This is a genomic window from Arthrobacter sp. EM1 (assembly GCF_029964055.1).
Taxonomy (GTDB): Bacteria; Actinomycetota; Actinomycetes; order Actinomycetales; family Micrococcaceae; genus Arthrobacter.
This window is the reverse complement of record NZ_CP124836.1, coordinates 535,307-561,767: the sequence shown is the minus strand read 5'-3', so window position 1 is coordinate 561,767 and position 26,461 is coordinate 535,307. Positions and strand designations below refer to the sequence as shown.

Annotated in this window: 22 protein-coding genes, 3 rRNA genes and 2 pseudogenes; 14 read left to right on the top strand and 13 right to left on the bottom strand. The window is 64.2% G+C overall.

Annotated elements, in window-relative coordinates:
• Nucleotides 1-68: 68 nt before the first annotated feature.
• The 3 genes from QI450_RS02590 to QI450_RS02580 all read left to right on the top strand — a co-directional run bounded on the left by QI450_RS02590 (nucleotide 69) and on the right by QI450_RS02580 (nucleotide 6,462).
• A complete protein-coding gene (locus tag QI450_RS02590; protein WP_226776314.1) occupies nucleotides 69-2,210 on the top strand; it encodes an EAL domain-containing protein in 2,142 nt (713 codons plus the stop codon).
• 175 nt (nucleotides 2,211-2,385) lie between these two features.
• Nucleotides 2,386-4,500 (top strand): EAL domain-containing protein, encoded by a 2,115-nt coding sequence (locus QI450_RS02585; RefSeq protein ID WP_226776310.1) that lies wholly within the window; start codon nucleotides 2,386-2,388, stop codon nucleotides 4,498-4,500.
• 171 nt (nucleotides 4,501-4,671) lie between these two features.
• Nucleotides 4,672-6,462 carry a bifunctional diguanylate cyclase/phosphodiesterase gene (locus QI450_RS02580; RefSeq protein WP_226776311.1) on the top strand — a complete coding sequence of 597 codons (1,791 nt, stop codon included), beginning with the start codon at nucleotides 4,672-4,674 and terminating at the stop codon, nucleotides 6,460-6,462.
• A 46-nt stretch (nucleotides 6,463-6,508) separates the two neighbouring features.
• Here QI450_RS02580 and QI450_RS02575 read toward each other — a convergent pair whose 3' ends face one another.
• The 5 genes from QI450_RS02575 to QI450_RS02555 all read right to left on the bottom strand — a co-directional run bounded on the left by QI450_RS02575 (nucleotide 6,509) and on the right by QI450_RS02555 (nucleotide 14,035).
• Nucleotides 6,509-7,354, bottom strand: coding sequence for an SDR family NAD(P)-dependent oxidoreductase (locus QI450_RS02575; RefSeq protein WP_226776312.1), 846 nt, complete (start codon nucleotides 7,352-7,354; stop codon nucleotides 6,509-6,511).
• A gap of 186 nt (nucleotides 7,355-7,540) precedes the next feature.
• A 5S ribosomal RNA gene (gene rrf / locus QI450_RS02570) occupies nucleotides 7,541-7,657 on the bottom strand.
• A 208-nt stretch (nucleotides 7,658-7,865) separates the two neighbouring features.
• Nucleotides 7,866-11,000, bottom strand: a 23S ribosomal RNA gene (locus QI450_RS02565).
• Nucleotides 11,001-11,513: 513 nt separating this feature from the next.
• Nucleotides 11,514-13,037: ribosomal RNA gene (locus tag QI450_RS02560) — 16S ribosomal RNA — on the bottom strand.
• Together the 16S, 23S and 5S rRNA genes form the textbook arrangement of a ribosomal RNA operon.
• Before the next feature lie 575 nt (nucleotides 13,038-13,612).
• On the bottom strand, nucleotides 13,613-14,035 hold the full coding sequence (locus QI450_RS02555; protein ID WP_282468091.1) for a hypothetical protein: 423 nt from the start codon (nucleotides 14,033-14,035) through the stop codon (nucleotides 13,613-13,615).
• Between the two features lie 180 nt (nucleotides 14,036-14,215).
• Between QI450_RS02555 and QI450_RS02550 the strand changes: the two genes are divergently transcribed.
• Entirely contained in the window at nucleotides 14,216-15,109 is an 894-nt protein-coding gene (locus QI450_RS02550; RefSeq protein WP_226774990.1) for a glucose 1-dehydrogenase, read from the top strand.
• A 284-nt stretch (nucleotides 15,110-15,393) separates the two neighbouring features.
• On the opposite strand, the gene QI450_RS02545 is transcribed toward QI450_RS02550, so the two are convergent.
• The gene (locus QI450_RS02545; RefSeq protein ID WP_024365339.1) at nucleotides 15,394-15,597 is read right to left on the bottom strand and encodes a cold-shock protein; all 204 of its coding nucleotides are present in this window, start codon (nucleotides 15,595-15,597) and stop codon (nucleotides 15,394-15,396) included.
• Between the two features lie 314 nt (nucleotides 15,598-15,911).
• On the opposite strand from QI450_RS02545, the gene QI450_RS02540 reads away from it, so the two are divergent.
• Together QI450_RS02540 and QI450_RS02535 are read left to right on the top strand one after the other, a co-directional pair.
• On the top strand, nucleotides 15,912-16,277 hold the full coding sequence (locus QI450_RS02540; RefSeq protein WP_226774991.1) for a TfoX/Sxy family protein: 366 nt from the start codon (nucleotides 15,912-15,914) through the stop codon (nucleotides 16,275-16,277).
• A gap of 50 nt (nucleotides 16,278-16,327) precedes the next feature.
• The gene (locus tag QI450_RS02535) at nucleotides 16,328-17,593 is read left to right on the top strand and encodes an NAD(P)/FAD-dependent oxidoreductase (RefSeq protein WP_226775005.1); all 1,266 of its coding nucleotides are present in this window, start codon (nucleotides 16,328-16,330) and stop codon (nucleotides 17,591-17,593) included.
• A 74-nt stretch (nucleotides 17,594-17,667) separates the two neighbouring features.
• Here the strand turns inward: QI450_RS02535 and QI450_RS02530 are convergent, their stop codons facing one another.
• On the bottom strand, nucleotides 17,668-18,045 hold the full coding sequence (locus QI450_RS02530; protein ID WP_226774992.1) for a VOC family protein: 378 nt from the start codon (nucleotides 18,043-18,045) through the stop codon (nucleotides 17,668-17,670).
• A gap of 254 nt (nucleotides 18,046-18,299) precedes the next feature.
• On the opposite strand from QI450_RS02530, the gene QI450_RS02525 reads away from it, so the two are divergent.
• The 3 genes from QI450_RS02525 to QI450_RS02515 all read left to right on the top strand — a co-directional run bounded on the left by QI450_RS02525 (nucleotide 18,300) and on the right by QI450_RS02515 (nucleotide 20,534).
• Nucleotides 18,300-18,794: a hypothetical protein gene (locus tag QI450_RS02525; RefSeq protein ID WP_226774993.1), complete on the top strand. Its 495-nt coding sequence runs from the start codon at nucleotides 18,300-18,302 to the stop codon at nucleotides 18,792-18,794.
• A gap of 133 nt (nucleotides 18,795-18,927) precedes the next feature.
• Nucleotides 18,928-19,566, top strand: a complete 639-nt coding sequence (locus tag QI450_RS02520; RefSeq protein ID WP_226774994.1) for a DUF305 domain-containing protein — start codon at nucleotides 18,928-18,930, stop codon at nucleotides 19,564-19,566.
• Nucleotides 19,567-19,652: 86 nt separating this feature from the next.
• Nucleotides 19,653-20,534, top strand: coding sequence for a F510_1955 family glycosylhydrolase (locus QI450_RS02515; RefSeq protein ID WP_226774995.1), 882 nt, complete (start codon nucleotides 19,653-19,655; stop codon nucleotides 20,532-20,534).
• 21 nt (nucleotides 20,535-20,555) lie between these two features.
• On the opposite strand, the gene QI450_RS02510 is transcribed toward QI450_RS02515, so the two are convergent.
• Both QI450_RS02510 and QI450_RS02505 read right to left on the bottom strand, forming a co-directional pair.
• Nucleotides 20,556-20,876 (bottom strand): putative quinol monooxygenase, encoded by a 321-nt coding sequence (locus tag QI450_RS02510; RefSeq protein WP_226774996.1) that lies wholly within the window; start codon nucleotides 20,874-20,876, stop codon nucleotides 20,556-20,558.
• Nucleotides 20,877-21,008: 132 nt separating this feature from the next.
• Nucleotides 21,009-21,131, bottom strand: a complete 123-nt coding sequence (locus QI450_RS02505) for a hypothetical protein (protein WP_282468177.1) — start codon at nucleotides 21,129-21,131, stop codon at nucleotides 21,009-21,011.
• Here QI450_RS02505 and QI450_RS02500 point away from each other — a divergent pair.
• Nucleotides 21,075-21,460, top strand: a pseudogene (locus QI450_RS02500) (heterodisulfide reductase-related iron-sulfur binding cluster); the annotation flags it as partial. The gene QI450_RS02505 and the pseudogene QI450_RS02500 sit on opposite strands and share 57 nt — an antisense overlap.
• A 261-nt stretch (nucleotides 21,461-21,721) precedes the next feature.
• Here QI450_RS02500 and QI450_RS02495 read toward each other — a convergent pair.
• Both QI450_RS02495 and QI450_RS02490 read right to left on the bottom strand, forming a co-directional pair.
• Nucleotides 21,722-21,994, bottom strand: a complete 273-nt coding sequence (locus tag QI450_RS02495; protein ID WP_226774997.1) for a hypothetical protein — start codon at nucleotides 21,992-21,994, stop codon at nucleotides 21,722-21,724.
• A gap of 199 nt (nucleotides 21,995-22,193) precedes the next feature.
• Nucleotides 22,194-22,271: pseudogene (locus QI450_RS02490) on the bottom strand (VOC family protein); the annotation flags it as partial.
• Nucleotides 22,272-22,452: 181 nt separating this feature from the next.
• Here QI450_RS02490 and QI450_RS02485 point away from each other — a divergent pair.
• From QI450_RS02485 to QI450_RS02470, 4 genes are all read left to right on the top strand, one after another.
• Nucleotides 22,453-22,875, top strand: coding sequence for an ASCH domain-containing protein (locus QI450_RS02485; RefSeq protein WP_226774998.1), 423 nt, complete (start codon nucleotides 22,453-22,455; stop codon nucleotides 22,873-22,875).
• A gap of 41 nt (nucleotides 22,876-22,916) precedes the next feature.
• Entirely contained in the window at nucleotides 22,917-23,039 is a 123-nt protein-coding gene (locus tag QI450_RS02480; protein WP_282468090.1) for a hypothetical protein, read from the top strand.
• Nucleotides 23,040-23,136: 97 nt separating this feature from the next.
• A complete protein-coding gene (locus QI450_RS02475) occupies nucleotides 23,137-23,559 on the top strand; it encodes a helix-turn-helix transcriptional regulator (RefSeq protein ID WP_226775000.1) in 423 nt (140 codons plus the stop codon).
• A 38-nt stretch (nucleotides 23,560-23,597) separates the two neighbouring features.
• Nucleotides 23,598-24,002: a VOC family protein gene (locus tag QI450_RS02470; RefSeq protein ID WP_226775001.1), complete on the top strand. Its 405-nt coding sequence runs from the start codon at nucleotides 23,598-23,600 to the stop codon at nucleotides 24,000-24,002.
• Between the two features lie 7 nt (nucleotides 24,003-24,009).
• Here the strand turns inward: QI450_RS02470 and QI450_RS02465 are convergent, their stop codons facing one another.
• Together QI450_RS02465 and QI450_RS02460 are read right to left on the bottom strand one after the other, a co-directional pair.
• A complete protein-coding gene (locus QI450_RS02465) occupies nucleotides 24,010-25,218 on the bottom strand; it encodes an acyltransferase (RefSeq protein WP_226775002.1) in 1,209 nt (402 codons plus the stop codon).
• A gap of 21 nt (nucleotides 25,219-25,239) precedes the next feature.
• Complete coding sequence (locus QI450_RS02460; protein ID WP_226775003.1) at nucleotides 25,240-26,409, bottom strand: DUF6226 family protein; 1,170 nt, start codon at nucleotides 26,407-26,409, stop codon at nucleotides 25,240-25,242.
• Nucleotides 26,410-26,461 lie beyond the last annotated feature (52 nt).

Sequence of the window (26,461 nt, the reverse complement as noted above, 5' to 3'; positions counted from 1 at the left end):
ATGATTTTCTGAGGGCAAGACTCGTCGATGGAATACAGGTGGTCGCAGATGTTCACGGTGAAAGCCGCGTGACGGCGTCCGCGTACCCGGCACCGAGCCCCGAAGCCATTCTGGAGGCGGGTCCTGACGCCCTGCTGGTGGTGGCCGAGGACGGCACCATCTTGATGGTCAACGCAGCCGCCGAACGTATGTTCGGCTACTCCCGGGACGAACTGCTGGGACACGACCACCGTGTGCTGCTCGCCAAAGGATTCCGGAGCGGATTTCACCGGCTGTTCTTTGTGCTCCGCGAGGACGCCTGGCCGCCCCCGGTCGAGGCCTACGCCGTCCGGCGTGATGGCAGTGAGTTCCAGGGCGAGCTGACCTATTCCCTGCTTCCGCAAGACGCCGGGACCCCAGCCGCGGGACCGGCCAGCATGGCCGTCACCATCCGGGACACCTCCCGCCGGGTGCAAACGGATGCCGGGCTCCGCGAAGCCATGTCGCTGCTCAGTGCCACACTGGAATCCACTGCTGATGGCATCCTGGTGGTCAGCGCCGAAGGCCAAATCGCGGGAGTCAATAACCAGTTTGTCTCCATGTGGGGGATCCCCCGGAACCTGCTGGCCAGCCAGAACGACGAAGCCGTGATGGGCTACGTGCTGGACCAACTCAAAGATCCTGCCAAATTTGTCGAAAAGGTCACCGCGCTCTACTCCGACCCTGCCGCGGAAAGCCACGATGTCCTGGACTTCCGTGACGGCCGGACCTTTGAGCGCTATTCCCGGCCACAAACGGTTGCCAATCAGGTGGTGGGCCGCGTCTGGAGCTTCCGCGACGTCACCGCTGCCCGGCTTGCCCAGGAACAGATCACCAAGGCTATGGCCGATCTGGCCGAGCAGTCGGCCCAGCTCAAGGCCCTCGCGTTCCAGGACCCGCTCACCGGCCTCTCCAACCGCCAGCTCTTCAACGACCACCTCGCCGCCGCCCTGCTCGGGCCGTACGGGACCGCCGTCGACCTCCTGCTGCTGGACCTTGATGATTTCAAGGAGGTCAACGACATCCTGGGCCACCACGCCGGAGACCAGATGCTGATCGAAGTGGGCCGGCGGCTGCGCGGCTGCGTACGCCCGAACGACGTTGTAGCACGCCTGGGCGGTGACGAGTTCGTGGTCCTGCTGGTCGGCTCGCTGGACCCCGACGAGGTGGCCGGCCGGATCGTCGAGTCCTTGAAGGTACCGGTCTGGATTGACGGGACCATGCTGCGGCCCAGCCTCAGCCTGGGCCTGGCCTCCATCAGCGACGACGCCGTTGGCGCCTCGGAACTGCTGCGCCGGGCCGACGTCGCCATGTACGCGGCGAAGGCCGCCGGAAAGAACCGCTACCTGCGGTTCCGGCCCGAAATGCTGCAATCCCTCGTGCAGCGCACCGAGCTGGAGACCGGCCTTCGACTGGCAGTGGACAGTGGCCAGATCACAGTGCTCTACCAGCCGATCATCTCGGCCACGCTGGGCGCCGTGGTTACTGTTGAGGCCTTGGCCCGCTGGGTGCGCGACGGCGAGACCATCCCGCCGGAGCGCTTCATCCCGGCCGCGGAACGCAGCGGTCTGATTGTCGAGATCGGTACCGAGGTGCTGCTGAAGGCCTGCACCGAGCTGAAGCCTTGGCTGGCGGAGGATTCCGCACGTCGCCTGGCCGTCAATGTGTCCGGCGTTCAGCTCCAACATGGGGATTTTGCCGAACTGGTCCAGGCGGCTACCGCCTCGTGCGGGGTTGATCCGCGGCAGCTGATCCTGGAAGTCACCGAGAGTGTCTTTTTCGACGACGACGGCCACGTAATCCAGCAGCTCAACGCCCTACGAAACGCCGGGGTGGGGGTGGCGCTGGATGACTTCGGCACCGGCTACTCCTCGTTGGGCCGGTTGCAGGAGCTTCCGGTGGACACCCTCAAAATCGACCAGTCCTTCACCGCCATGATCCAAACGGGTACCGAAAAGCTGCCGATCCTCAGCTGTATGGTCACCATGGCCCACGGCCTCGGGCTGACCGTTACAGCGGAGGGCGTCGAGACAGCCGCGCAGGCCGAATACCTGATGGGGCTGGATTGCGAGTCCCTGCAGGGGTTCCTCTTTTCCGGCGCGGAGGCGCAGTCCGCGCTGAATTCGGCGATTGCGCGTTCTACCGAGGTCTTCGGCACGCTCCGGGGCGGCCGGGTCTCCGAAACCCGCTGAGCCGAACGCCGGTGTGGGTGGCACCGGCGGCAATTCCGCAGGAAAAGCCGCGATCTGCCCGGCCCCGGGGTGCTGGACACTGGCGTCGGGGACCATATGATTCAGTGAAACGCATTGCCCGCGGCAAGACCGTCGGACACCATCACCATCCGAAGCTTTGGGGGCCGGTATCGCCGTGGGACCTGGGATTGAAGAGACCTTGCTGGAGCAGGGGCCCGATGCCTTTATGCTGTTGACCGCGGACGGAACCATCGTGTTCGTCAACGCGGCGGCGGAGCGGCTCTTTGGATATCGGCGGGAACAACTGCTCGGCGGCGGGCACCAGATCCTGCTCTCCGACGACGAGCGCGGCGGTTTCCTGCGTGTGTTCGGCAGGCTGGGCAGGGGCAACCCAGCCGCGACGCTCCCGGTCGCGGCGGCAGGCCGACACCAGGATGGCCGCGAAATTTTCCTGGAGATCACCTGCTCACTGGTTCAGCACGACGGCGGCGCGGCCATGGCGGTCGCCCTCCGCGACGGAAGCCACCGCCAGGACACCGATGCCGGCCGGCGCCTGGCCGTCTCGCTGCTGGATGCCACGCTGGAAACCACCGCCGACGCGATCCTGGTGGTCTCCAACGACGGGCAGATCACCGGGGTCAACGATCAGTACCTCAAGCTGTGGAGCATGCCACCGAATCTCGTTGCGGCTTCCGACCCGATGGCCCTGATCGACTTCATCGCCGGGCAACTGGCAAACCCGGACTACTTCCGGGGAAGAGTTTCCCTGCTGTATGCGGACAAGCTGATGCAAAGCAACGACCTCCTGGAGTTCAGCGACGGCCGCACCGTGGAGCTCAACTCACGGCCGCAGGAGGTCGCAGGCGCGGTTGTTGGACGGATCTGGAACTTCCGGGATATCACTTCGCGCAGCCGAGCCCAGCACCAGGCGCGGCGCGCCATGGAAGAGCTCGCCGAACAGGCGGCCAAGCTCAAGGAACTGGCCTTCCGCGACCCGCTTACCGGCCTGGCCAACCGGATGCTGTTCAACGAACGCGCCGCCGCTGCGCTGCTGACCAGCGAACCGGTGCACGTGCTGCTGCTGGATTTGGACGACTTCAAGGAAGTCAACGACGTCCTGGGCCACCACGCCGGGGACGAGATGCTGGTGGAAATCTCCCGGCGGCTGCAGGGATGCGTCGGACCCCACGGCACCGTCGCGAGGCTGGGCGGGGACGAGTTTGTCGTGTTGCTCGTGGGCTGCCGGGACGCCGACGCTGTAGCCCAGCGGGTCGTCGGGGCCCTGAACGCCCCGGTCTCGATTGAAGGGACCCTGATGCGGCCGGGCCTGAGCCTCGGCGTCGCCTCAAGCGATGACGGGACCGCCACCTCCTCAGAACTGCTGCGGCGGGCTGACCTCGCGATGTACGCGGCCAAGGAAGCCGGCAAAAACTGCTACGTCCACTTTCGTCCGGAGATGCTCACGGCACTGCTGGAGCGCACCCAGCTCACCGCTGGGCTTCGCCGGGCGGTGGAACTGGGACAGATCAGGGTTCACTACCAGCCGGTGGTCTCCAGCGAACAACTTAAAGTCGTGCAGTTCGAGGCCCTGGCCCGCTGGGAATGGCAGGGCCAGCTGATGGCCCCGGACGGTTTTATCGAGATTGCCGAGCGCAGCGGACTGATCCGGGAGATCGGAGCCGAAGTGCTGCGGCGCAGCTGCGCAGAACTCTCAGGGTGGCTTGCGGAGGATCCGGCCCGGTCCCTGGCGGTGAACGTCTCCGGCGTGCAGTTGCAGCACCGGGACTTCGCGGAGCGGGTCCTGGACATCGCGGCGTGTGGCGGCACGGATCCGCACCAGCTGGTCCTGGAGGTCACGGAGAGTGTGTTCTTTGATGCCCACTCCCACGTCATCGAGCAGCTGGAACGCCTGCGCGGTGCCGGGATCAGGGTGGCACTGGACGATTTCGGGACCGGCTACTCCTCGCTGGGCCGGCTACAGGAGCTCCCGGTGGACGTGGTCAAAATCGACAAGTCCTTTATTTCCATGCTGCGTTCCGGGGCCGAGAAGCTCCCCATCCTGACGTCCATGATTAACATGGCCAGCAGCCTGGGGTTGAAGGTCACCGCCGAAGGCATCGAAACGCCGGCGCAGGCCAGCTACCTGATGGAACGTGGCTGCGACGCCCTGCAGGGCTTCCTGTTCTCCCGGCCGGAGCCCGAAGCCCGGCGCGAACTCGCGATCCGCCGCTCCATGTCCGCCATCGAGGCACTCGAGGCGGCACCCGAGGCGGAGCCGCTCCCGGTCTAGCCGTGCGTTCCGCCGGCCTGCAAAGGCCTGCGCCGACACACTCCGCCCCCGCGTGGGCCGAATCAGGCTACCGTGCCGTCGACCGCCTATGATTCAGTGAGGGCAGCGTCGCGTGATCTTCACACGGCCCCTGCCATCCGTATCGGTCGCTTCGAGGGCAGACAAAACAGCATGGACCCAGGGTTTGCACAATCACTTCTGGAGCACAGCCCGGATCCACTGCTGCTGCTCGATCCGGACGGATCAATCTCCTTCCTGAACCACGCGGCGGAGGAGCTCTTCGGCTACTCCCGGACGCAGCTGTTGGGCGCTGATGCGTCCTTGCTGCTGGCCGAAGTATCCCGTGAGGAGTTCCATGGCGTGCTCGCCGGGCTGGACGCCGCAACACCCCGCTCCGCAGCGCCCTTCGCCGGCTCCGGCCGCCGCTTCGACGGAAGCGCGCTTCCGGTCGAGATCACCTGCTCGCTGATCCCCGCGGCCGCAGGCTCATCAGTGTCTGCTGCGCCGTCCGTCGCATTGGCGGTCCGCGGCACCGGCCCCCGGAACGGGCTGCCGCCCAGCCGCCCAGGCTACGTCTCCGGAACAGCTCAGACGGCGCGGAGCCGCCCGGGTGCCACCGCCTCCGTTCGTATTCCCTCCGCCGTCGCCGAGCACGACGACGAGCTCAGGGCCGGCACGCTGCGGGACCCGCTCACCGCGCTGCCTAACGGCACCCAGTTCAACGACCGCCTGGCCGCTGCCCTGCGCCGTCCGGACCCGGTGGATGTGCTCCTGCTGAACCTGGACGATTTCAAAGGCCTCAACGACATACTGGGCCGGTCATCGGCCGATGAACTCCTCGTCGAGGTCGCGAACCGGCTGCGCAACTGCGTACGCCCCCACGACACAGTTGCCAGGCTCGGCGGAGATGAGTTCGCGGTGCTGCTGACCGAGTGCCTCAACGCCGACGCGGTGGCGAAACGGATCGCCGATTCACTGTACGAACCACTGCGCGTTGGTGGCTCCCCTGTCCGGCCGGGCGTCAGCATGGGCCTGGCGTCCAAGTCCGCGCACACGCTGGACGGAGCCGAGCTGCTGCGGCAGGCCGATGCGGCCCTGAATGCCGCCAAATCAGATGGAAAAAACACCTGGCTGCGCTTCCGTCCGGACATGCTGCACGCCCCGGGCCACAGAGCCGAAGGCGAGGCCGGGCTACGGCAGGCCGTGGAATTGGGCCAGATCTCGGTGCATTACCAGCCGGTGGTGTCGCCGGGGATCGGATCAGTGGTCCAGTTCGAGGCCTTCGCGCGCTGGGAACTGCACGGCAGATTGGTGCCGCCGAACCAGTTCCTGCCGGTGGCTGAGCAAAGCGGCTTGATCCGTGAAATCGGCGATGAGGTCATGCGCCGTGCCTGCGCGGAAATCCGGCCCTGGCTGGCCGGCGATGCCAGCCACAGCGTCGCGGTAAACGTCTCCGGCCTGCAGTTCCAGAACCGCGAGTTCGGCACGGATATTCTCGCGATCGTGGCCGCCACCGGCGTGAGCCCGCGCCAGCTGACGCTGGAACTGACCGAAAGCGCGTTTTTTGACGCCGGCAGCGATGTGCTCCGCCAGCTCCGGCAGCTCCGGGACGCCGGGGTCCGGGTTGCGATGGACGACTTCGGAACGGGCTATTCGTCGTTGCGCCGGCTCAAGGAGCTGCCGCTGGACATCGTCAAAATCGACCGGTCCTTTATATCGATGGTCGCCACCGGCCTGGAACACCTGCCGTTCTTCGACACCATGATCAAGGCCGCCCACGACCTCGGCCTGACGGTCACCGCGGAGGGCATCGAGACGCCCGCGCAGGCCAAATACCTGATGGACCGCGGCTGCGATGCACTCCAGGGGTACCTTTTCGCCAAGCCCGCCCCGGCCAGTGAACTGGCCGGAACCATGGAAAGCGCCCTGGCCGCAATCGACAGGGTCGACGCCGCCCGGTAGACCCGGCGCGGTGACGCCCCGCCGGGTGACGCCCGGTTGAATCCGGTTACACCCGGGGATCGAGTTCCTCGAGCGGCTGGGTCACCATGGCCTCGCTGCGCTCCCACAGTCCGCGTGCGAGCTGCGCGTCGTAGGCCTGTTTGTTGGCCTTGGCCAGCGCCCGCTTGGCGTAGTAGGCCCCCGGCATCCAGTCCCGCCCCGGCGTCGACGTCGCGAGCCAAACAAGCGTGTCTGCGCCCTGTTCGGGGCTGAGCAGGAAACGGTTGAGGATGGATTTGTACGCGTGCCGCATGGGGCTGGTCGACTCGGCCGCGAAGTTGGTGGCCACCACACCCGGGTGGAAGGCCGCCGTGGAAATTCCCGCGGCACCGTAGCGGGTGTTCAGTTCGCTGGTGAAGAGGATGTTGGCCAGCTTGGCGGTCCCGTAGGCGCGGTTGGTCGAGTAGCTTCTGGCCGCGTCCAGGTCCGTCAGGTCCAGCCTGCCGAAACCGTTGGCGGCGCTGGCGGTGTTGATCACTGTCGCCTTGCTGGCCGTGAGCACGTCCAGCAGCTCGGTGGTCAGCAGGAACGGTGCCAGGTGGTTGGTCTGGAAGGTCTTTTCGTGCCCGTCGACGGTGAGCTCACGCTTGCCCATGATCCCGCCGGCATTGTTTGCCAGGACGTCGATCTGCGGGTACTTCGCCTTGAGCTGCTCTGCAAGCCGGCGCACCTGCGCCAGGACGCCAAAATCCGCGACGAAGTAGTCAGCACCGATCTCCGTTGCTACCCGCTCGGTCTTCTCCGCGGAACGTCCGACGACGACCACCCGCTCCCCTGCTTTGGCAAGGGTCCGGGCAGCGGAGGCGCCGATCCCGTCACTGGCGCCGGTGATAACGATGGTGCGCTGGGTCATGGGAATCCTTTGAGCGAAAGCGGGAAGCGGGGCTTTTGGAAACGAGCCCACCGAACCACAACGATGCCGGCACCGCCAATGTTCCCGCTGAGCCGGGTGGGGTTCCCGGTGGGGGTGTTTTTGGGTGGGGTGTTAAATGCGGGAGGACCCCCAACGTGGTTGGGGGTCCTCGACCGTGTAATGATGTTCCGGCGGTGACCTACTCTCCCACACCCTCCCGGGTGCAGTACCATCGGCGCTGTGGGTCTTAGCTTCCGGGTTCGGAATGGGACCGGGCGTTTCCCCCACGCTATGACCGCCGTAACTTTGTGTCCGCACCGTTCCGCGCCTGGGCGTGGTGGTGGGAAATCTGTGGTTACAACTGTGGTGTTGTTGTGTTGTTGTGTTTTTGTTCCTCACGCAACGGGTTTGTTGGTTGGGAACCACATAGTGGACGCAAGCAGTCTTGTTATCTTTGTACCACCCTTGATGGGCAAACCTCTTTTGAAGGATTGGTTTGTCCAGGTGGTGTGTGGTGTAAGTTATCGGCCTATTAGTACCGGTCAGCTTCACGAGTCGTTAGTCCTCGCTTCCACATCCGGCCTATCAACCCAGTGGTCTGGCTGGGGGCCTCTCACACACAAGGTGTATGGAAATCTCATCTCGAAGCGAGCTTCCCGCTTAGATGCTTTCAGCGGTTATCCCATCCGAACGTAGCTAATCAGCGGTGCACTTGGCAGTACAACTGACACACCAGAGGTTCGTCCGTCCCGGTCCTCTCGTACTAAGGACAGCCCTTCTCAAATTTCCTGCGCGCGCAGCGGATAGGGACCGAACTGTCTCACGACGTTCTAAACCCAGCTCGCGTACCGCTTTAATGGGCGAACAGCCCAACCCTTGGGACCTACTCCAGCCCCAGGATGCGACGAGCCGACATCGAGGTGCCAAACCATGCCGTCGATATGGACTCTTGGGCAAGATCAGCCTGTTATCCCCGAGGTACCTTTTATCCGTTGAGCGACGGCCATTCCACAATGTACCGCCGGATCACTAGTCCCGACTTTCGTCCCTGCTCGAGATGTCTCTCTCACAGTCAAGCTCCCTTGTGCACTTACACTCGACACCTGATTGCCAACCAGGCTGAGGGAACCTTTGGGCGCCTCCGTTACTTTTTAGGAGGCAACCGCCCCAGTTAAACTACCCATCAGGCACTGTCCCTGACCCGGATTACGGGCCGAAGTTAGATGTCCAAAGTGACCAGAGTGGTATTTCAACGATGACTCCACCCGAACTGGCGTCCGGGCTTCAACGTCTCCCACCTATCCTACACAAGCCACTCCGAACACCAATACCAAACTATAGTAAAGGTCTCGGGGTCTTTCCGTCCTGCTGCGCGTAACGAGCATCTTTACTCGTACTGCAATTTCGCCGAGTTTATGGTTGAGACAGCGGGGAAGTCGTTACTCCATTCGTGCAGGTCGGAACTTACCCGACAAGGAATTTCGCTACCTTAGGATGGTTATAGTTACCACCGCCGTTTACTGGGGCTTGAATTCTCAGCTTCGCCTTGCGGCTAACCGGTCCTCTTAACCTTCCAGCACCGGGCAGGAGTCAGTCCGTATACATCGTCTTGCGACTTCGCACGGACCTGTGTTTTTAGTAAACAGTCGCTTCCCCCTGGTCTCTGCGGCCCCTGCACGCTCCGGACAGCTTGTGTCCATCACGATGGGGGCCCCCCTTCTCCCGAAGTTACGGGGGCATTTTGCCGAGTTCCTTAACCATAATTCTCTCGATCGCCTTAGTATTCTCTACCTGATCACCTGTGTCGGTTTGGGGTACGGGCGGCTAAAACCTCGCGTCGATGCTTTTCTAGGCAGCATAGGATCACCGAATCCCCCCTTACGGGAGTCCCATCGGATCTCAGGCATCATGAACGGCGGATTTGCCTACCGTTCGCCCTACATCCTTAGACCGGGACAACCATCGCCCGGCTCGGCTACCTTCCTGCGTCACACCTGTTAATACGCTTGCCTCCCAGGATCAGGTCCCGCGCTCCACCAAAACCCTTCACCCACAAGGGGTGTCAGGCAGGTATTGGGCAGTTAGTATCCCCTGTTCAACATGGACGGTTTTTCGCCGGTACGGGAATATCAACCCGTTGTCCATCGACTACGCCTGTCGGCCTCGCCTTAGGTCCCGACTTACCCAGGGCAGATTAGCTTGACCCTGGAACCCTTGATCATTCGGCGGACGGGTTTCTCACCCGTCTTTCGCTACTCATGCCTGCATTCTCACTCGTGTAGGCTCCACCGCTGGTTTACACCGCGACTTCACTGCCCACACGACGCTCCCCTACCACTCCAGACGCCTGAACCAACCCACAAGGGGCGGCTTAGCTAATATCTGAAATCCACAACTTCGGCGGTGTACTTGAGCCCCGCTACATTGTCGGCGCGGAATCACTTGACCAGTGAGCTATTACGCACTCTTTTAAGGATGGCTGCTTCTAAGCCAACCTCCTGGTTGTCTTCGCAACTCCACATCCTTTCCCACTTAGCACACGCTTAGGGGCCTTAGTTGGTGGTCTGGGCTGTTTCCCTCTCGACTATGAAGCTTATCCCCCACAGTCTCACTGCTGCGCTCTCACTTACCGGCATTCGGAGTTTGGCTGACGTCAGTAACCTTGTAGGGCCCATTAGCCATCCAGTAGCTCTACCTCCGGTAAGAAACACGCAACGCTGCACCTAAATGCATTTCGGGGAGAACCAGCTATCACGAAGTTTGATTGGCCTTTCACCCCTACCCACAGCTCATCCCCTCCATTTTCAACTGAAGTGGGTTCGGTCCTCCACGACGTCTTACCGTCGCTTCAACCTGGCCATGGGTAGATCACTTCGCTTCGGGTCTAGATCACGCCACTGCAACGCCCTATTCAGACTCGCTTTCGCTACGGCTTCCCCACACGGGTTAACCTCGCGACGTAACACTAACTCGCAGGCTCATTCTTCAAAAGGCACGCCGTCACCAGAATCAGACTGGCTCCGACGGATTGTAAGCACACGGTTTCAGGTACTGTTTCACTCCCCTCCCGGGGTACTTTTCACCTTTCCCTCACGGTACTGGTCCGCTATCGGTCATTAGGGAGTATTTAGGCTTATCAGGTGGTCCTGACAGATTCACACGGGATTTCTCGGGCCCCGTGCTACTTGGGATACTCCCCGGGCGGTGCACAACATTTCGGTTACGGGGCTCACACCCTCTCTGGCCGGCCTTTCAAGACCGTTCACCTATGCCTGCACTACACACCCCACTGTCCCGGCAGAGACAGAATGGGAAGTCCCACAACCCCGACCATGCAACGCCCGCCGGCTATCACACATGGAACGGTTTAGCCTGATCCGCGTTCGCTCGCCACTACTGACGGAATCACTATTGTTTTCTCTTCCTGCGGGTACTGAGATGTTTCACTTCCCCGCGTTCCCTCCACGCACCCTATGTGTTCAGATGCGGGTCACCAGGTAACTCGCGCCCCTGGCGGGGTTTCCCCATTCGGACACCCTGGGATCACAGTCCGGTTATCGACTCCCCCAGGCTTATCGCAGATTCCTACGTCCTTCTTCGGCTCCTAATGCCAAGGCATCCACCGTGTGCTCTTAAAAACTTGACCACAAAAGATCAAAAACGCTAATTTTCGAGAGAACCACGAAAACCAACCCACACACCCAAAGGCGCCCAGGTCAGATCCAGGTTCATATTCTTGGAAATTGCTTCTTATAAAAGATGCTCGCGTCCACTATGTAGTTCTCAAACAACAACCCCGTACCACACACCCCACACGCAACCCCCACAAAGGGACCAAACCGTGCGATCGATGCAGCCAGGAACAACCAGAAACACCAGCACCGGACACCACAGCCAAAACCGCGGAACCCGGCCCCTGTTGCCTCAGGACCCAACAGTGTGCCAAACACTAAACCACCAGCACCCCCCGCACACCGTTCCAGGAACCACACAAGTGCAGAACCGTACTAAGTGCCGCAGGAAAAACCAGCGGCCGCTACTTGTTGATATTCCACCCGTGAGCACCCGCCGCAGAACTAGCGTCTGCGCAACGGGCGTACTCCTGACAACCCCTCCACACTCACATACATGAGGCAAGGTGACTGTAGGTGCTCCTTAGAAAGGAGGTGATCCAGCCGCACCTTCCGGTACGGCTACCTTGTTACGACTTAGTCCCAATCGCCAGTCCCACCTTCGACAGCTCCCTCCCACAAGGGGTTAGGCCACCGGCTTCGGGTGTTACCAACTTTCGTGACTTGACGGGCGGTGTGTACAAGGCCCGGGAACGTATTCACCGCAGCGTTGCTGATCTGCGATTACTAGCGACTCCGACTTCATGGGGTCGAGTTGCAGACCCCAATCCGAACTGAGACCGGCTTTTTGGGATTAGCTCCACCTCACAGTATCGCAACCCTTTGTACCGGCCATTGTAGCATGCGTGAAGCCCAAGACATAAGGGGCATGATGATTTGACGTCGTCCCCACCTTCCTCCGAGTTGACCCCGGCAGTCTCCTATGAGTCCCCGCCATCACGCGCTGGCAACATAGAACGAGGGTTGCGCTCGTTGCGGGACTTAACCCAACATCTCACGACACGAGCTGACGACAACCATGCACCACCTGTAAACCGACCGCAAGCGGGGCACCTGTTTCCAGGTATTACCGGTTCATGTCAAGCCTTGGTAAGGTTCTTCGCGTTGCATCGAATTAATCCGCATGCTCCGCCGCTTGTGCGGGCCCCCGTCAATTCCTTTGAGTTTTAGCCTTGCGGCCGTACTCCCCAGGCGGGGCACTTAATGCGTTAGCTACGGCGCGGAAAACGTGGAATGTCCCCCACACCTAGTGCCCAACGTTTACGGCATGGACTACCAGGGTATCTAATCCTGTTCGCTCCCCATGCTTTCGCTCCTCAGCGTCAGTTAATGCCCAGAGACCTGCCTTCGCCATCGGTGTTCCTCCTGATATCTGCGCATTTCACCGCTACACCAGGAATTCCAGTCTCCCCTACATCACTCTAGTCTGCCCGTACCCACCGCAGATCCGGAGTTGAGCCCCGGACTTTCACGGCAGACGCGACAAACCGCCTACGAGCTCTTTACGCCCAATAATTCCGGATAACGCTTGCGCCCTACGTATTACCGCGGCTGCTGGCACGTAGTTAGCCGGCGCTTCTTCTGCAGGTACCGTCACTTTCGCTTCTTCCCTACTGAAAGAGGTTTACAACCCGAAGGCCGTCATCCCTCACGCGGCGTCGCTGCATCAGGCTTTCGCCCATTGTGCAATATTCCCCACTGCTGCCTCCCGTAGGAGTCTGGGCCGTGTCTCAGTCCCAGTGTGGCCGGTCACCCTCTCAGGCCGGCTACCCGTCGTCGCCTTGGTGAGCCATTACCTCACCAACAAGCTGATAGGCCGCGAGTCCATCCAAAACCACAATAAAGCTTTCCACCCCCCACCATGCGATGAGGAGTCATATCCGGTATTAGACCCAGTTTCCCAGGCTTATCCCAGAGTTAAGGGCAGGTTACTCACGTGTTACTCACCCGTTCGCCACTAATCCCCCAGCAAGCTGGGATCATCGTTCGACTTGCATGTGTTAAGCACGCCGCCAGCGTTCATCCTGAGCCAGGATCAAACTCTCCGTTGAAGTAAAACAGACACAACCAACACCCCCGGGAAAACGGGACGCGCCAGCTGCACAAAATTTGAAACCAGCTGTAAAAACCAGACCACACCACGGGGTGGCGGACCTGATCAATTCAACCAATTCAATACAATAAATTGGTATCAACAAACTTGGCACACTATTGAGTTCTCAAACAACAGACACACCCGGCACCACCACAACCAAACCAGCCATGGATCGCTCCGGAGCAACTTTTCAAACTTACCCGAAACCGGAACCCTTTGCAAATCAGCAATCCTGCGATCCACAAACACTCCGGAAGGTCCCCACCCGCAACACGCACTCAAAAAAGCGCCATATTCACAGGCCGTTTATCAGGGGGTCGGTCGCAAACTCTCCGCAACAGCGGCGGCGACTCGAATTACTCTACACGCCACCAGACCCCCACACAAATCCACCCCCCACACCACCCCCACACCCCCAAAAACCCCGCCACGGCGGGCAACCCAAGCCCCCTGCGGCCGCGTCCAGCACCCACAGCCCGGAAATCCACCCCTGTGTACCGGGTCACACCACGCCGCGGACCTGCGCGGGCCTCACTCGCCGACGAGCAGCCGCTGGACCTGCGGCAGGATCTTCGGGCCGCCGTCGGTCATGTACGGCGACCCACTGAGCGTGCGTTCCGGAACTTCCAGCTGCAGGTTATCGAACATCCAACTGACATTGGCATAGAGGTGGCGGGGAACGTCCACGGGACCGGACTGCCGTCCTCTACCCGGAACCCCGCCCCGGTCAGCCCCGGCCAGCACGTCCGCGATGATCCGGGCCCGCAGTGCCCACGGCGGTGTCGATCCGTCAAGCAGCCGGCGGACCACAAGATCCGTTATCAACGCGGTGGACTCCTCGGCCGGGGAAGCCGTCGGCTCGGCGGGGCAGTCCCACCGGGGCCGGCCGCCGTCGATCATCTTGCCGCCGGACGACGCCAGGACGTGCCGGCCTTTGTTTTTCCGGAGCGGCACGACCGTCGCTCCCGACGGCGGCCCGGGGCGACGTGGCCGGGGCGCGCGTTGCGCCGGAACCGACGCCTTGGCTAGGGTTGATGCTAAGCATGCTTAGCATGCGCGCGGCGTGCAAGCGTCCGCGCCAGGAGACAAGCTGCGGACACACCCCAGCTGGGACCCGCCATCCGGAGGAGCATCATGACTGACCAGTACACCTTCAAAAACCCGGTAACAGCCTACGAGACGCTCACTGCGCCCGAGCAGAGCCAGCCTGCACCCGGCCTGGACGCCCGGATGACGCCTAAGGCCGACCTCGGCGAGGACAGCTACCGCGGCACCGGCCGGCTGGAGGGCCGCAAGGCGCTCATCACCGGCGCGGACTCCGGCATCGGCGCCGCCACGGCCATCGCGTTCGCCCGCGAAGGCGCCGACGTCGTAATGTCCTACCTGCCCGAAGAGGAGGAAGACGCCAGCCGGATCGCTGAGCTGGTCGAAAAGGCAGGGCGCAAGGCGGTCAAGGTCCCGGGGGACCTCAAGGACTCCGCCACCTGCCGTGATCTGGTGGCTACTGCCGTGCAGGAACTCGGCGGCCTGGACATCTTGGTCAACAACGCCGGCAAGCAAGTGGCGCAGAAGGCGCTCGGCGACATCACCGATGTCGAGTTCGACCACACCTACAAAACGAATGTCTATGCCATGTTCTGGCTGACCAAAGAGGCCCTGCCGCACCTGCCGGCCGGATCGAGCATCATCAACACCACCTCGATCCAGGCCTACAGCCCCTCGGAGACCCTGGTGGACTATGCCTCCACCAAGGCTGCGATCAACAACTTCACCAAGGGCCTGGCCCAGCAGCTCGCACCCCAGGGCATCCGGGTCAACGCCGTGGCGCCGGGGCCGATCTGGACGCCGTTGCAGCCCAGCGGCGGGCAGCTCACCGAGGATCTGCCGGAGTTCGGCAAGGAAACCCCGCTGGGCCGCGCCGGCCAGCCGGCCGAGCTGGCCCCGGCGTATGTGTTCCTCGCCTCGGCTGAGTCCAGCTATGTGATCGGTGAAACCCTGAACGTCAACGGCGGACTGCCGACGCCGTAGCCGACGCCGTAGCCGTAGCCTGGAGCGGATACACCCGGACGGGCCCTTCCCTGCAGCGCTAAGCTGCGGCGGGAGGGCCCGTTTTTGACGGCGGCAGTCCGCTCCCCCGGTGGCCCCCAACTGACTCGCAGCAGGTGTCGTTTTGGGGGCTCAAAACGACACCTGCTGCGAGTCAGTTGGGATGCGGCACACCCGGGTTAAACAAAAGCAGGGCCCGTCAATGACGGACCCTGCTAGAAACCTTACGGTTCCGGACTCGTGAAGAGTTAGCTAAAAGCTAAGTCTTAGAGAGCCTGGATGTTTACGGCCTGGGGACCCTTGGGGCCCTGCTCGGTTTCGAAGGAGACCTTCTGGTTCTCTTCGAGGGAGCGGAAGCCGGAAGAGGCGATCGCGGAGTAGTGTGCGAAGACGTCCTGTGAGGAGTCATCGGGGGAAATGAAGCCGAAGCCCTTTTCAGCGTTAAACCATTTGACGGTACCAGTAGCCATTATTTTTTGTCCTTCGTGAAGGTGGAGGAAAAGTCCCGACTTTCGGGTCCTCCTGTGTGGGGTGCTCAAAACCGCTGCTTCAGAAGAACAAGGTCTTACAACCTTGCGTACTGCCTGAACTACGAACTGCATAAACACAACAACAAGAACAACCTTACAGGAGATTTCCGCGACGGATTACCACCACGGCCAACAGCACGTCCCGGGAAGGTGGCCCCGACCTTGCCCGGAGGCCTCGACCGCGTTCCGGAACGGGCATATCCTGCAGGGACGTCCCGCCTGAAACGTGGAGCCCGAGGCGACCGGGAGTTCACATGCAGATGCCCAAACCGTCCGAGAATGACAAGGAGCGCTTCCGCTCCGTGCTGCCGCCGCACCCCGACGTCGTGGTGCGGCCCATGTTCGGGAACCTGGGCGCATTCGTCAACGGCAACATGTTCGCGGGGTTGTTCGGCCCGGTCCTGGGCGTAAAGCTGTCAGCGCCCGACCGCGCCGAACTCGAGGCGAACCAGCGCACAGTGCCCTACGGACCCCCGGAACGGCCGATGCGTGACTACAGCGGCTTGCCCGAAGCTTGGCAGGACGACGGCGACAGCACCGGAGTGTGGGTGGCGAAGGCATATTCCCACGTCTCCGGGTTGCCGCCGAAACCGCCAAAGCCCCCGCGGGCCCGGAACTAGGCGGCGGAACTGCCGTGCCGGTCCAGGCCGTGCCGGTCCAGGCCGCAGATATCGCGACCGCGACTGCCGGGGAGCCGAACCGCAATGTAAATACCCTGGTGGTCGGCGGCGGGCAGGCGGGGCTGGCCATCAGCTACTGCCTGGGCCGGGCCGGCGTCGGGCATCAACTGCTGGAGCAGCGCGCGGAACTAGGCGGCGCCTGGCAGGACCGGTGGGACGGATTTTTCCTGAATACGCCGAATTTTTCGGTGGACCTGCCGGGAATGCCGTACGGGGGCCCTCATCCGGAGGCGTTCCTGCCCCGGGACGAGGTGATCGGGTACCTCCGGCGTTACGCGCAGGCCGCCGGCGTTCCGGTCCGCACCGGCACCGCCGTTACCCGCATCGCGCCCGATCGCGGCGGCTTCCACGTGGAGACCAGCGCCGGGCCGTGGCGGGCTGAGAACGTTGTGCTGGCCACCGGCGCCTACCAGGTCCCCCGAATCCCGGCACTGGCCAAGGACATCCCCGGGCACGTCCGGCAGCTTCACACCGATCAGTACCGGAATCCGCAGCAGCTGCCCGCCGGCGCGGTGCTGATCGTTGGGACCGGGCAGTCCGGCGGACAAATCGCCGAGGAGCTGCTGGCCGCCGGCCGGCTGGTCCATCTTGCCGTGTCCACCTGCCCGGAGGCGCCGCGCCGGTACCGCGGCCAGGACGTGATCCGCTGGCTGATGGAGCTGGCCCGGCACGGCCCCGACGTCGGCCTGAACGGTCTCCAGGTGGAGCAACTGCCCTCCCCGAAGGCCAGGTTTGCGTGCAATCCGCTGGTCTCGGGAGTCGACGGCGGCCACGACCTGCACCTGCGTGAACTGGGCCGGCGCGGGGTCCGACTGCACGGGCATCTGGAAGGAGTAGACGACGGCGACCTCGTCGTCAGCGATGACCTTGCCGAGCGCCTGGCGCAGGTGGAGGCAGCATTCGGCCAGCGGTTCCAGCCGATGATCGACGCCTACATCACGGCGGCCCGAATCCAGGCGCCCGCCGCCGAACCCCGGGCCGCCGATGACTGGCTCCCTCCCGCCCACAGCCGGCTCAACCTCGCCGCCGAGGGCATCACGAGTGTGCTGTGGGCCACCGGGTACCGGCTGGACCTCAGTATTCTGGATCTCCCTGTCCTGGATGAGTGGGGCTATCCGCGGCACCACCGCGGTGTCACTGAGTACCCCGGACTGTATGCGGTGGGGCTGCCCTGGCTCACCGGGCATGGTTCGGCGCTGCTCTCCGGCGTGGGCCGGGACGCCGCCTTCATCGCGGAGCACATCGCGGCGCGCTGAGGCTCGCGGGCAGACTGGGCACCCTCCACACCCGCCGGGGCATACCGCGCTCCGGCGACGGGCGCGGCGGGCTGCTAGGCGCCGTGTTGGGGCCGGATTTCCTGGATCACCCAGCGGTTTCCGTCCGGGTCGCTGAAATAGGCGAACGCGAATCCGCCCAGGTCCTGGACTTCACTGACGGGGGCTCCGCGGCGGAGCAGTTCGGTGCGGGTCGCCGCCATGTCCGGCACCGTGAGCTGGAGGCCCTCAAGGCTGCCCGGGCCCATACCGGTCATGCCGGTGCCGATCACAATGGAGCAGGACGAACCCGGCGGGGTCAATTGCACCACCCGCATTCCCGGGATGTGCTCAACATCGTGGTCCAGGCCGAAGCCAAGCTGGTCAACATAGAAGGCCTTGGCCCGGTCCACGTCGGACACGGGCACCTGCACCACTTCAAGACGGAGTTCCATAAGCGCCACCTTACGTGAGCAGAGCCTGCCGGGCCCGAAGCGATACCGCGTGCCGATGGCAACCGTGCTTCGCGCCCACGCCAAGGCACCCAGGCAAAGCGTCCACGCTCCGCGCCCGGCACGGCACCGCCGATTGCCGAGCCATACCCCGCCGGGGTATCATCGTGGGGCGTGACCGGCGCTGCTGACCGGCGCTGCTTCGGTGTTGTTGCAGTAGTACATAACCGCGATTCGGACCGGAAGGAGGAATCCCTATGTTCACCGCATTGCTAGGCCGAACTTCGGGCTTCCTTCGGCGCGCAGGCATGATGGCGGGCCTGCTGGCCCTCCTGGCCGGGATCTTCGGGATGCACCTTATGACTGGCCCCCACTCCATGGCCGCATCCGACTCCACCCACACCGCGGAACTCCGTTCAGCCCCAACACCGGCGGGGAGCCATACCGGCCACGACGCCGGCGCGACACCGAGCGCGGAACAGCCGCCGTCGCACATGGCCGCATCCCTCACCGCGGCTGGTCACGACTCAGGCTGCCAGGAGGCCTCCTGCTTCGGACCGGGCGGGTGCGCCGAAATGTCGGGTATGGACCCGGCTTGTATTCCGCTGCCGGGCCAGGCCTCGCTCGCGGCCCCGCTGCCGGGCACCACCGTCTTCGGCGACGCCGGCCCACCGTACCAGGGGTCCGCCTGCCGCCACGTGTATCTGCCCGGGGCTCCTTCGCCCGGGGACCTCTGCATCAGCCGGACGTAAAGGCACTACCCCGCGACTGCTTCACCGGCGCGGACCCCTTTGCCGTAGGCCCCTTGATCGGGCCTGTACTGCTGGCCGGCGACTGTTCCGCCCAGCGTTGTTCCCACAACGATCTTGAAGGACCCCAATTCCCATGAAAAAATCACTGACACTTTCCGCTGCCCTGGTTGCAACCACAGTGGCCCTGGCAGGTTGCGCTTCCGGTTCCGGGACTTCCGGTTCCGGAACTTCCGGTTCCGGAACTGCCGGAAGCACCATGCCGGAGATGAGCCACAGCGCGTCCGATATGCCGGGCAGCGCGGCCCCGATGGACACCGCGGCTCATAACGCGGAAGACACCATGTTTGTCCAAGGCATGATCCCGCATCACAGCCAGGCCGTGGAGATGAGTGACATCATCCTCGGCAAGCAGGACATCGACCCTCGGGTCACTGCCTTGGCCACCAAAATCAAGGCGGCGCAGGCCCCGGAGATCAGCACGATGACCGGCTGGTTGTCGGCGTGGAACGAACCCTCGGAGATGGCCGCAGGACACAGCATGACTGGCATGATGAGTGGAGAAGAGCTGGACAAGCTCAAGGCCGCGCAGGGATCTGAGGCAGCCCGGCTGTTCCTGACGCAGATGATCGCCCACCATGAGGGAGCCGTGGCAATGGCCAAAACTCAGATGGCGGAGGGCCAAAACCCTGACGCGCTGGCCCTGGGCAAGAACATCGCCTCGTCCCAGGAGGCAGAGATCCAGGAGATGCAGTCCCTGCTGGGCGGCATCTAAGCAGGATCCGGCGGCGTCGGCCCCCTGCCAAGGACCGGCGTCGCCGTCCGCCCACTCTTGAGTTCCTGCTGACTGGAGTTTTTTTGATGACCACCCCCTCCCTCGCCCGTATCCGGACGTCCGCCGCCACAGTCGCGGCAGCAACCGTGATCCTTGTTCTGACCGCCTGCACGTCCACCCCGCCCGACGCGCCGCGGTCCGCTGCCAGCGGTGCCGCATCCGGGCTTCCGGACGCGCACGTTCATGGCCTGAGCGTCGACGGCGACACCGGCCAAGTGTTGCTGGCCACACATGATGGCCTGTTCGACGTCTCCAACATTCCTGCCGCGAAGATTGGACCCTCGCATGACCTGATGGGTTACACCAAGGCCTCAGACCCGGGCGTGTTTTACGCCTCCGGGCACCCGGAAGCCGGCTCGGACCTGCCCAGCCCGCTCGGCCTGATCAAGACCACGGACGGCGGCAGGACGTGGCAGCAACTCTCGCGACAGAATGAGTCAGACTTCCATGCCCTGGCCGCCACGAAGTCCGGAATTGTCGCCTATGACGGGACGCTTCGGACCAGCACCGATGGCATTGCGTGGCAGACCGTCGGCGCAGACTTTAGTCCGTTTGCCCTCGCCGGCAATCCCAATAGCGACACTGTTTTGGCCACCACAGAAGAAGGTATCCAGCGTTCCACCGACGGCGGGAGCACCTGGACGGCGGGCACCACGGCCCCGGTGATCCAGTTCGCCGCGTTCGCCAACACCGGTGAGGCAGTCGGCGTCGCCCCTGGCGGGACTGTGTACTACTCCCCCGACGAAGGTGTTTCCTGGCAGCAGCGGGGAACACCCACCGGCCAGGTCCACGCCGTTGCCGCAGCCACTGCAGCGGACGGGACCCTCCAGGTCTGGGCCGCCACCTCTGCCGGCCTGGTTCGCTCCACAGACGGCGGAACCACCTTTCGGCCAGCCCATGCGGGCTGATCCCGCGGGCGTGGACGCCGGCTAGTTGACGGTGAGTTCGCCCATCCGGCCCCAGCCGTTGGATTCGATCTTCTCGCTGATGATTTCCGGGGTCTCCATCAGGGCCTGCGGCATGTCCGCCATGGCCTTGGTGAAGTGCGCACTGTTGACGTGCTCCCCCGCGGCGTCGTCCTTAAACGCCTCGACGAGAATGAACTCGTTCGGGTCTTCCACGCTGCGGGACCAGTCGAACCAGAGGTTGCCGGGTTCCTGGCGGGTGGCATCGGTAAAGTCGCGGGTCAGGTCCAGCCAGCGGTCGGTCCAGTCGGGCTTGACCTTGAATTTGACGACGATGAAGATCATTCGCTTTTTGCCTTCCGGCTCGGGGGCACGATTACAGTGCGGTACCCCAATAGTCTGTCTGGCTGCGGCCGCCAAGCCAAGACGGATTATCACGTGGTGATAACCTCCGGCGCAAAGTACCCGGGAACCGCCCTAGGCCGGGGTGGCTCCCGTCACGCGATCGAAGGAGATGCTGGTGTCCGCGTCAAACCAGCTCCCCGCGTGCTCGACGCCGTCGCGTTCGCGGCCGAGCGGATCCTGCCCCAGCTGCCGCACTACCAGAAACTGGAATCCCGGGCCCTGCATCCCACGTGTTCCTGGACCAGGCTGCGCCTGGGCCCGGCACTGACCGCCGTGGCCGGGGCCGTAGCCGGACGGGTGTGGAGGTCCCGGAGGCTTGGGGCTGCTGCGCTTTCGCCGGTGACCGCGGCATGCTGCACCCGGAGCTGACAGCGTCGGCCACCCGGAAGCAGGCAGCCAAGGTGGCTGCGACGGGCGCCACGGCACACGCATCCTGCAACCGGACGTGTGAGCTCGGCATAACACGGGCCACCGGCAGCGAGTACCCGCATGTGCTGGAGCTGCTCGAGGAACGGACCCGCTAGCCCGCTTCCCCGCGCTCCTACCCTCAGGGGTGCGCCGGCGACGGTTCGCTTCCTGTCATACCCGCGTTACGAATGCGGGCCGCAGGTTCTGCGATGGTTGCACCTCCCACAGTGGTCCCACTTCCATGCCGGCCCGCACCTGACGGGTAGGTCCACAGTCAACCCGACCGGATGGGCGTCCGGGGCATCGCAGGCCCCGAGCGGGGCGTGGCCACGATGGTCGCGGTGCGCGGGGACGTACTTGTTCGGCTGAGCGCTGTTTTATTGTGCGGAGCCCATGCCGGGCCGGACGGGCACGAACTCAATCTTGTTCCCGGTGTTCGTTTTGGTCCGGGGCGCCCGCGAGAAGCCCTTGGCGTCCAGGTTGTTCTTGGCCCGATAGTCAGCCAAAGCAGCGTCATAGGCCTGGTTCAACTGCGCCCCGGAGAACGCCTCAGCGGTGCCGTCCGCAAACGTGATGGTGATGGCGACGCTGTCCGGGAAGTGCCGCGGCATCCGAATGAAGCCGTCTACGTCCTGTTGGAGATTGATCAAGGGGGTTCCGCCTTTACTGGTTGAGGCTTCCAGTCTCCGGCATTCCGGGACGGACCGATGACCGCAGGCGTCCCGAGCCGGCCACTCGCCGGTGATGCAGCTGCCGCCCGCTGAATCTCCCCACGTTTGGCAGCTCACATCGGTATGGTGGGGAAATCCAGCTGACCCTGCTGGCGATGCACGCCTCAATGGGGCCCCAATGGTCCAAGTGAAAACCGAAGTGGTCCGTGTAAAAGGCCTTGGCCCGGTCCACATCGGAAACGGGCACCTGCACCACTTCAAGACGGAGTTCCGTAGCCGGATGCCTATGGGAACGGCAGGGTTCCGTGGACCCTTCATCGGCGGATCGCCTCATCCGAGGCTTACCTCGGCAGTGATTCGGGCGAGGTCCGGCAGGGAAGTTGCCAGGGCCGCTGGCAGGACTTGCCGGCTGCAGGCGGGGCGGACACAATGACGACGTGAACGAATTCAATGACCTGCCCCGCGCTGAGTTCGCCTTCCCTGGGCCGTTACGCGAACTGTTCGTATCCGCCGTCGTCGATGGCAGTAAAACCACGACGGCGGCCCTGGCGGCGGAGTACCGGGTGGATGACGAACCGTTGCCGGAGGTTGGTGCCCGGCACGTGGTCATCGATTCGGCTGAGAACGCCGTTGCGGTAATCGAAATAACAGATGTCCAAGTCGTCCCGCTCGCCGCCGTTCCATGGGAGCATGCCCGCGACGAAGGCGAAGGATATTCGTCCCTGGCCGAGTGGCGGGCCGAACATCAAAGCTTCTGGGACTGCGCGGAGATGCGCAGCTACCTCGGCGATGCTTCGTTCGTTGTGGACGACGGCACGGAGATAGTGCTCGAACGTTTCCGCGTCGTAAAACTGCTCTAAGGCGTTCCTTGGCTCTCGGCGCCGAGCGGAGCACTGAAGGAGTGCAGGAACTGTCGGGAGTTGCCGCACCAAGGTTCCTCAAACCGGGCTATGACTTCGGGGCGGAGTTTGAGTTCGGCCTTAATCTCATCCTGGACGGAATCGAAGCCGTGGACACCCAATAGTCACCCGCAGAAGGGCGGATGGATGGCGCGCGCGAAGGCCCGCAGAGCCCGCCGGAAAACCCGCATCCCCCGGGGCCTGCGCGGCTAGACTAACCGCATGACACCGCAGGAGCTGGCCAACCTGGCGCAGCTGCGCCGGGCGCGGGACCTGATCGACCGCCACTACGCCCGGCCGCTTGATGTGCCCACGATGGCCGCCGGTGCCCTGATGTCCCCGGCGCATTTCTCCCGCCAGTTCAAGGCCGCCTTCGGTGAGACACCCTACAACTACCTCATGACCCGGCGGATCGAACGGGCCATGGCGTTGTTGCGGGCCGGCGCCAGCGTGACGGATGCCTGCATGGAGGTGGGCTGTACCTCATTGGGATCGTTCAGCTCGCGGTTCACCGAGATCGTCGGCATGCCCCCGAGTGAGTATCGTTCCCGGCAGCACGACGCGGTGCAGGCCATGCCATTGTGCATCGCCCGGCTGCGCACGCGGCCCGCCCGGAAGCAGAGAGTGCAAACCGAGCAGGATTGAAGAAGCGCCGCCGCAGCCGCTCCCCTAGCGTGGGAGACATGAACATTTCCTTGCAATACGCACAGATCACCGTCAACGACCTCGATGGGTCGCTCGCCTTCTACCGGGACGTCCTCGGCCTGGACGTCAGGAACGACGTCGGCTCGGACGGGCAGCGCTGGGTGACCCTCGGCAGTGCCGCCCAGCCCGATCTGGAGCTTGTGCTGTCCGTCCCGCATGCCGGCCGCTCCCAGGACGACGGCGACGCCCTCCAGCAACTGCTCGTTAAGGGCGCCCTCCCGATCCTGGTGTTCCGCACGGACGATCTGGACGCTACGTTCGAGGCGGTCCGGGCCGCCGGTGCCGAAGTGCTCCAGGAACCCATCGTCCAGCCGTGGGGCCCGCGCGACTGCGCGTTCCGGGACCCGTCCGGGAACATGGTGCGTTTCAACCAGGCTGCCTAACCCCTCCCTACCGGCGGCGGCCCGGCGCCGCCTCGGCCATGGCCCCCACGCGGGTGCCCGCCGGCGTGGGCACCCGGCTCGCGGCGTCCCGGCCGTCGTCGTCCTGGCGGATCCGGCGTCCGACGGCGCGTCCCACGGCCATCGAAAGCCGGTGGGCGGGCTGTTCAACGTACCGGTAGAAGAGCTCGGCCGCCGCAAACGAGGCGGCCACCGAGACGGCCAGCGCCAGCGGAAGCGAGACGGAGCGGAACAAGGTGACCCCGGCCAGGATGATCGGCAGGTGCACCAGATAGAGGCTGAAGGACACCCGTCCCAGCCACTGGGCCGAGGCCGAGTCGCCGAGCCGTTTCGCCGCGCCGCAGGAGACGAAGAGCAGGACGATCAGCGCCGCGCCGACGGTCACTAGGGCCTCGACGCCGGGGATCGGTTCCTCGCGGCTGACCCATTCCGCGTTGGCCAGGAAGAGGCCGACGGCGGCCACGAGGAACCAGGCGCCGCGCGGCCAGGACCCGGTCAGGTTCCGGATCCGCTCCCGTTCCACGCCGAGGACGGCCCCGACGGCGAAGATCGGGAGGTAGATCAGCGCGTCCATGTGGTGCACGCCGCCTACCGCGGCCAGCAGCAAGGCCAAGCCGATTTTCACGAACCACACGCGCCGCCAGCGCAGGGCGAGGAAGACGTAGGCCGGCAGCAGCAGGGAGAACGCGACCTCCCATTTGAGCGACCACAGCGGGGTGTTGATGGTGCTTGCGTTCAGCATCAGCAGACCGTCCTTGAGGACCTGCACCACCGTGGGGTTGACCACGTACATGTCCGCCCAGGCACTCTGCAGGGGCGACGCAGTGCGGGGAATCATCGCAATCAACGCCACGGCTACGGCCAGCGACGCCCAGGCCGGCAGGTAGAGGCGGAAGAACCGCTTGGCGTAGTACTGCGCCCAGCTTGGGACCGCGCCGGGCCTGGTGAACGGCAGCACCAGGACAAAGCCGGAGAGGACAAAAAAGACGTGCACCGCCGGTGTTCCGTTCCAGAGGATATGCAGCGGAGAGAAGACCGCCCACGTCTCGGCGGTGTTGAGATCCACGGCCCGGTTGCTGAAGACGCCCCCGATTCCCGGCAGGGTGGACACCACGTGGCAGGCGACTACTAGCAGGGCGGCGATCCCCCGGAGGCCGTCCAGTTGGGTGACTCGTGTTTGACCAGACTTCGAAAGCATTCACTCTACGTTACCAGTTCGTTATATTGGCGGGGTCGCGCTCCCGTCGCGCAGCGGCCACGGGCTCCATCCGCCGGCCACCCGCAGCCGGACCTCGGCGTCGCGCAGGCGGTCTTCGGCGGCCGGGCCGGGTTCGCCCCGTCCACTTTCGGAACCGGACCCGTCCCACGCGGTCAGGGCGTATTCGCTCCACCGCTGGCGGCCCACCGGGTAGCGTTCGCTGTATCCGCCGGCCGCGACCGTGAGCACCAGCCACTCCAGCCGGTCCGCAGTTGTTTCCACTGTTTCGTCGCAGGCATCGCAGCCGCACACCGGAAACGGGAAGTCGTGCAGCACACCGGCATGCACCATCACACCCGGGTACCCGGTGAAGACGAAGGTCAGGGACGCGGCGTCGGAAAGCCGCGGCGTGACTTTCACCGCCCGCAACACGTCGGGACCTGCCATCAGCAGGTCCCCGGCATGGGCCGGATCGTCCTGGGCGTCGACGTCGTACAGGGCGGTGAGATGCCCGATCAACGCACTGGCGACGGTGTGAAGCCCGGCGAAACGCTCCGGGTGGCTGTCCACGCTGTACGAATCCTGCGCGGGTCCGTCAGCACCCCAGTGCCGGCCGTACGGAATCGGCGTCCCGTCACTGGAGCAGTAGGTGGTCGCCGGCAGGTTCGGCCGGACGTAGCGGCGCTGCCCCGCCGCACGGGGTGCCGGGACGGGCAGGCGTGCCGGCGGCTCGTCCGGATCGTCCCGGGCCCAGCCCAGCAGGGCGGCGATGAGCCCGCGGACCGCATCGTCGTCGGCGCCGCGCAGCCCCTCGAGCAGGCGGGAAACCTCGTACTGCCGGTCCCGGTTTCCGACCGTAGGAGCGGCCCCTTCGTAGGCGGTCCACTGCGCGTCCGGCCGCAGCGCGGCGATGGTGTTCCCGGCGAAGATGGCCGCCGCAGCTTGGAGCGTGCTGTCGCTGGCAATCCCGGAGCCGAACGTGCGCAGGAACCCGATGAGCCGCTCCGGGTCGGACGCCAGCTCCTTGGCCCGAACTCCCTGCGCGGCGCTGAACTCCATAAACGGGGCGTACCCTCCCAGGTGCCGCACAACGGCCGGGCACGGTCCTGGCCGGTACAGTGCGGTGCGCCGCGGCATCGGCTCCGGCATGTCGGCGGGCTGCCCTTCGAAGATGTCCTCGCTGATCCCCATAGCGCCGATCCTAGCCGGTAGGACCGCGGGGGCCGAGGCTTCGCCTTTGTGC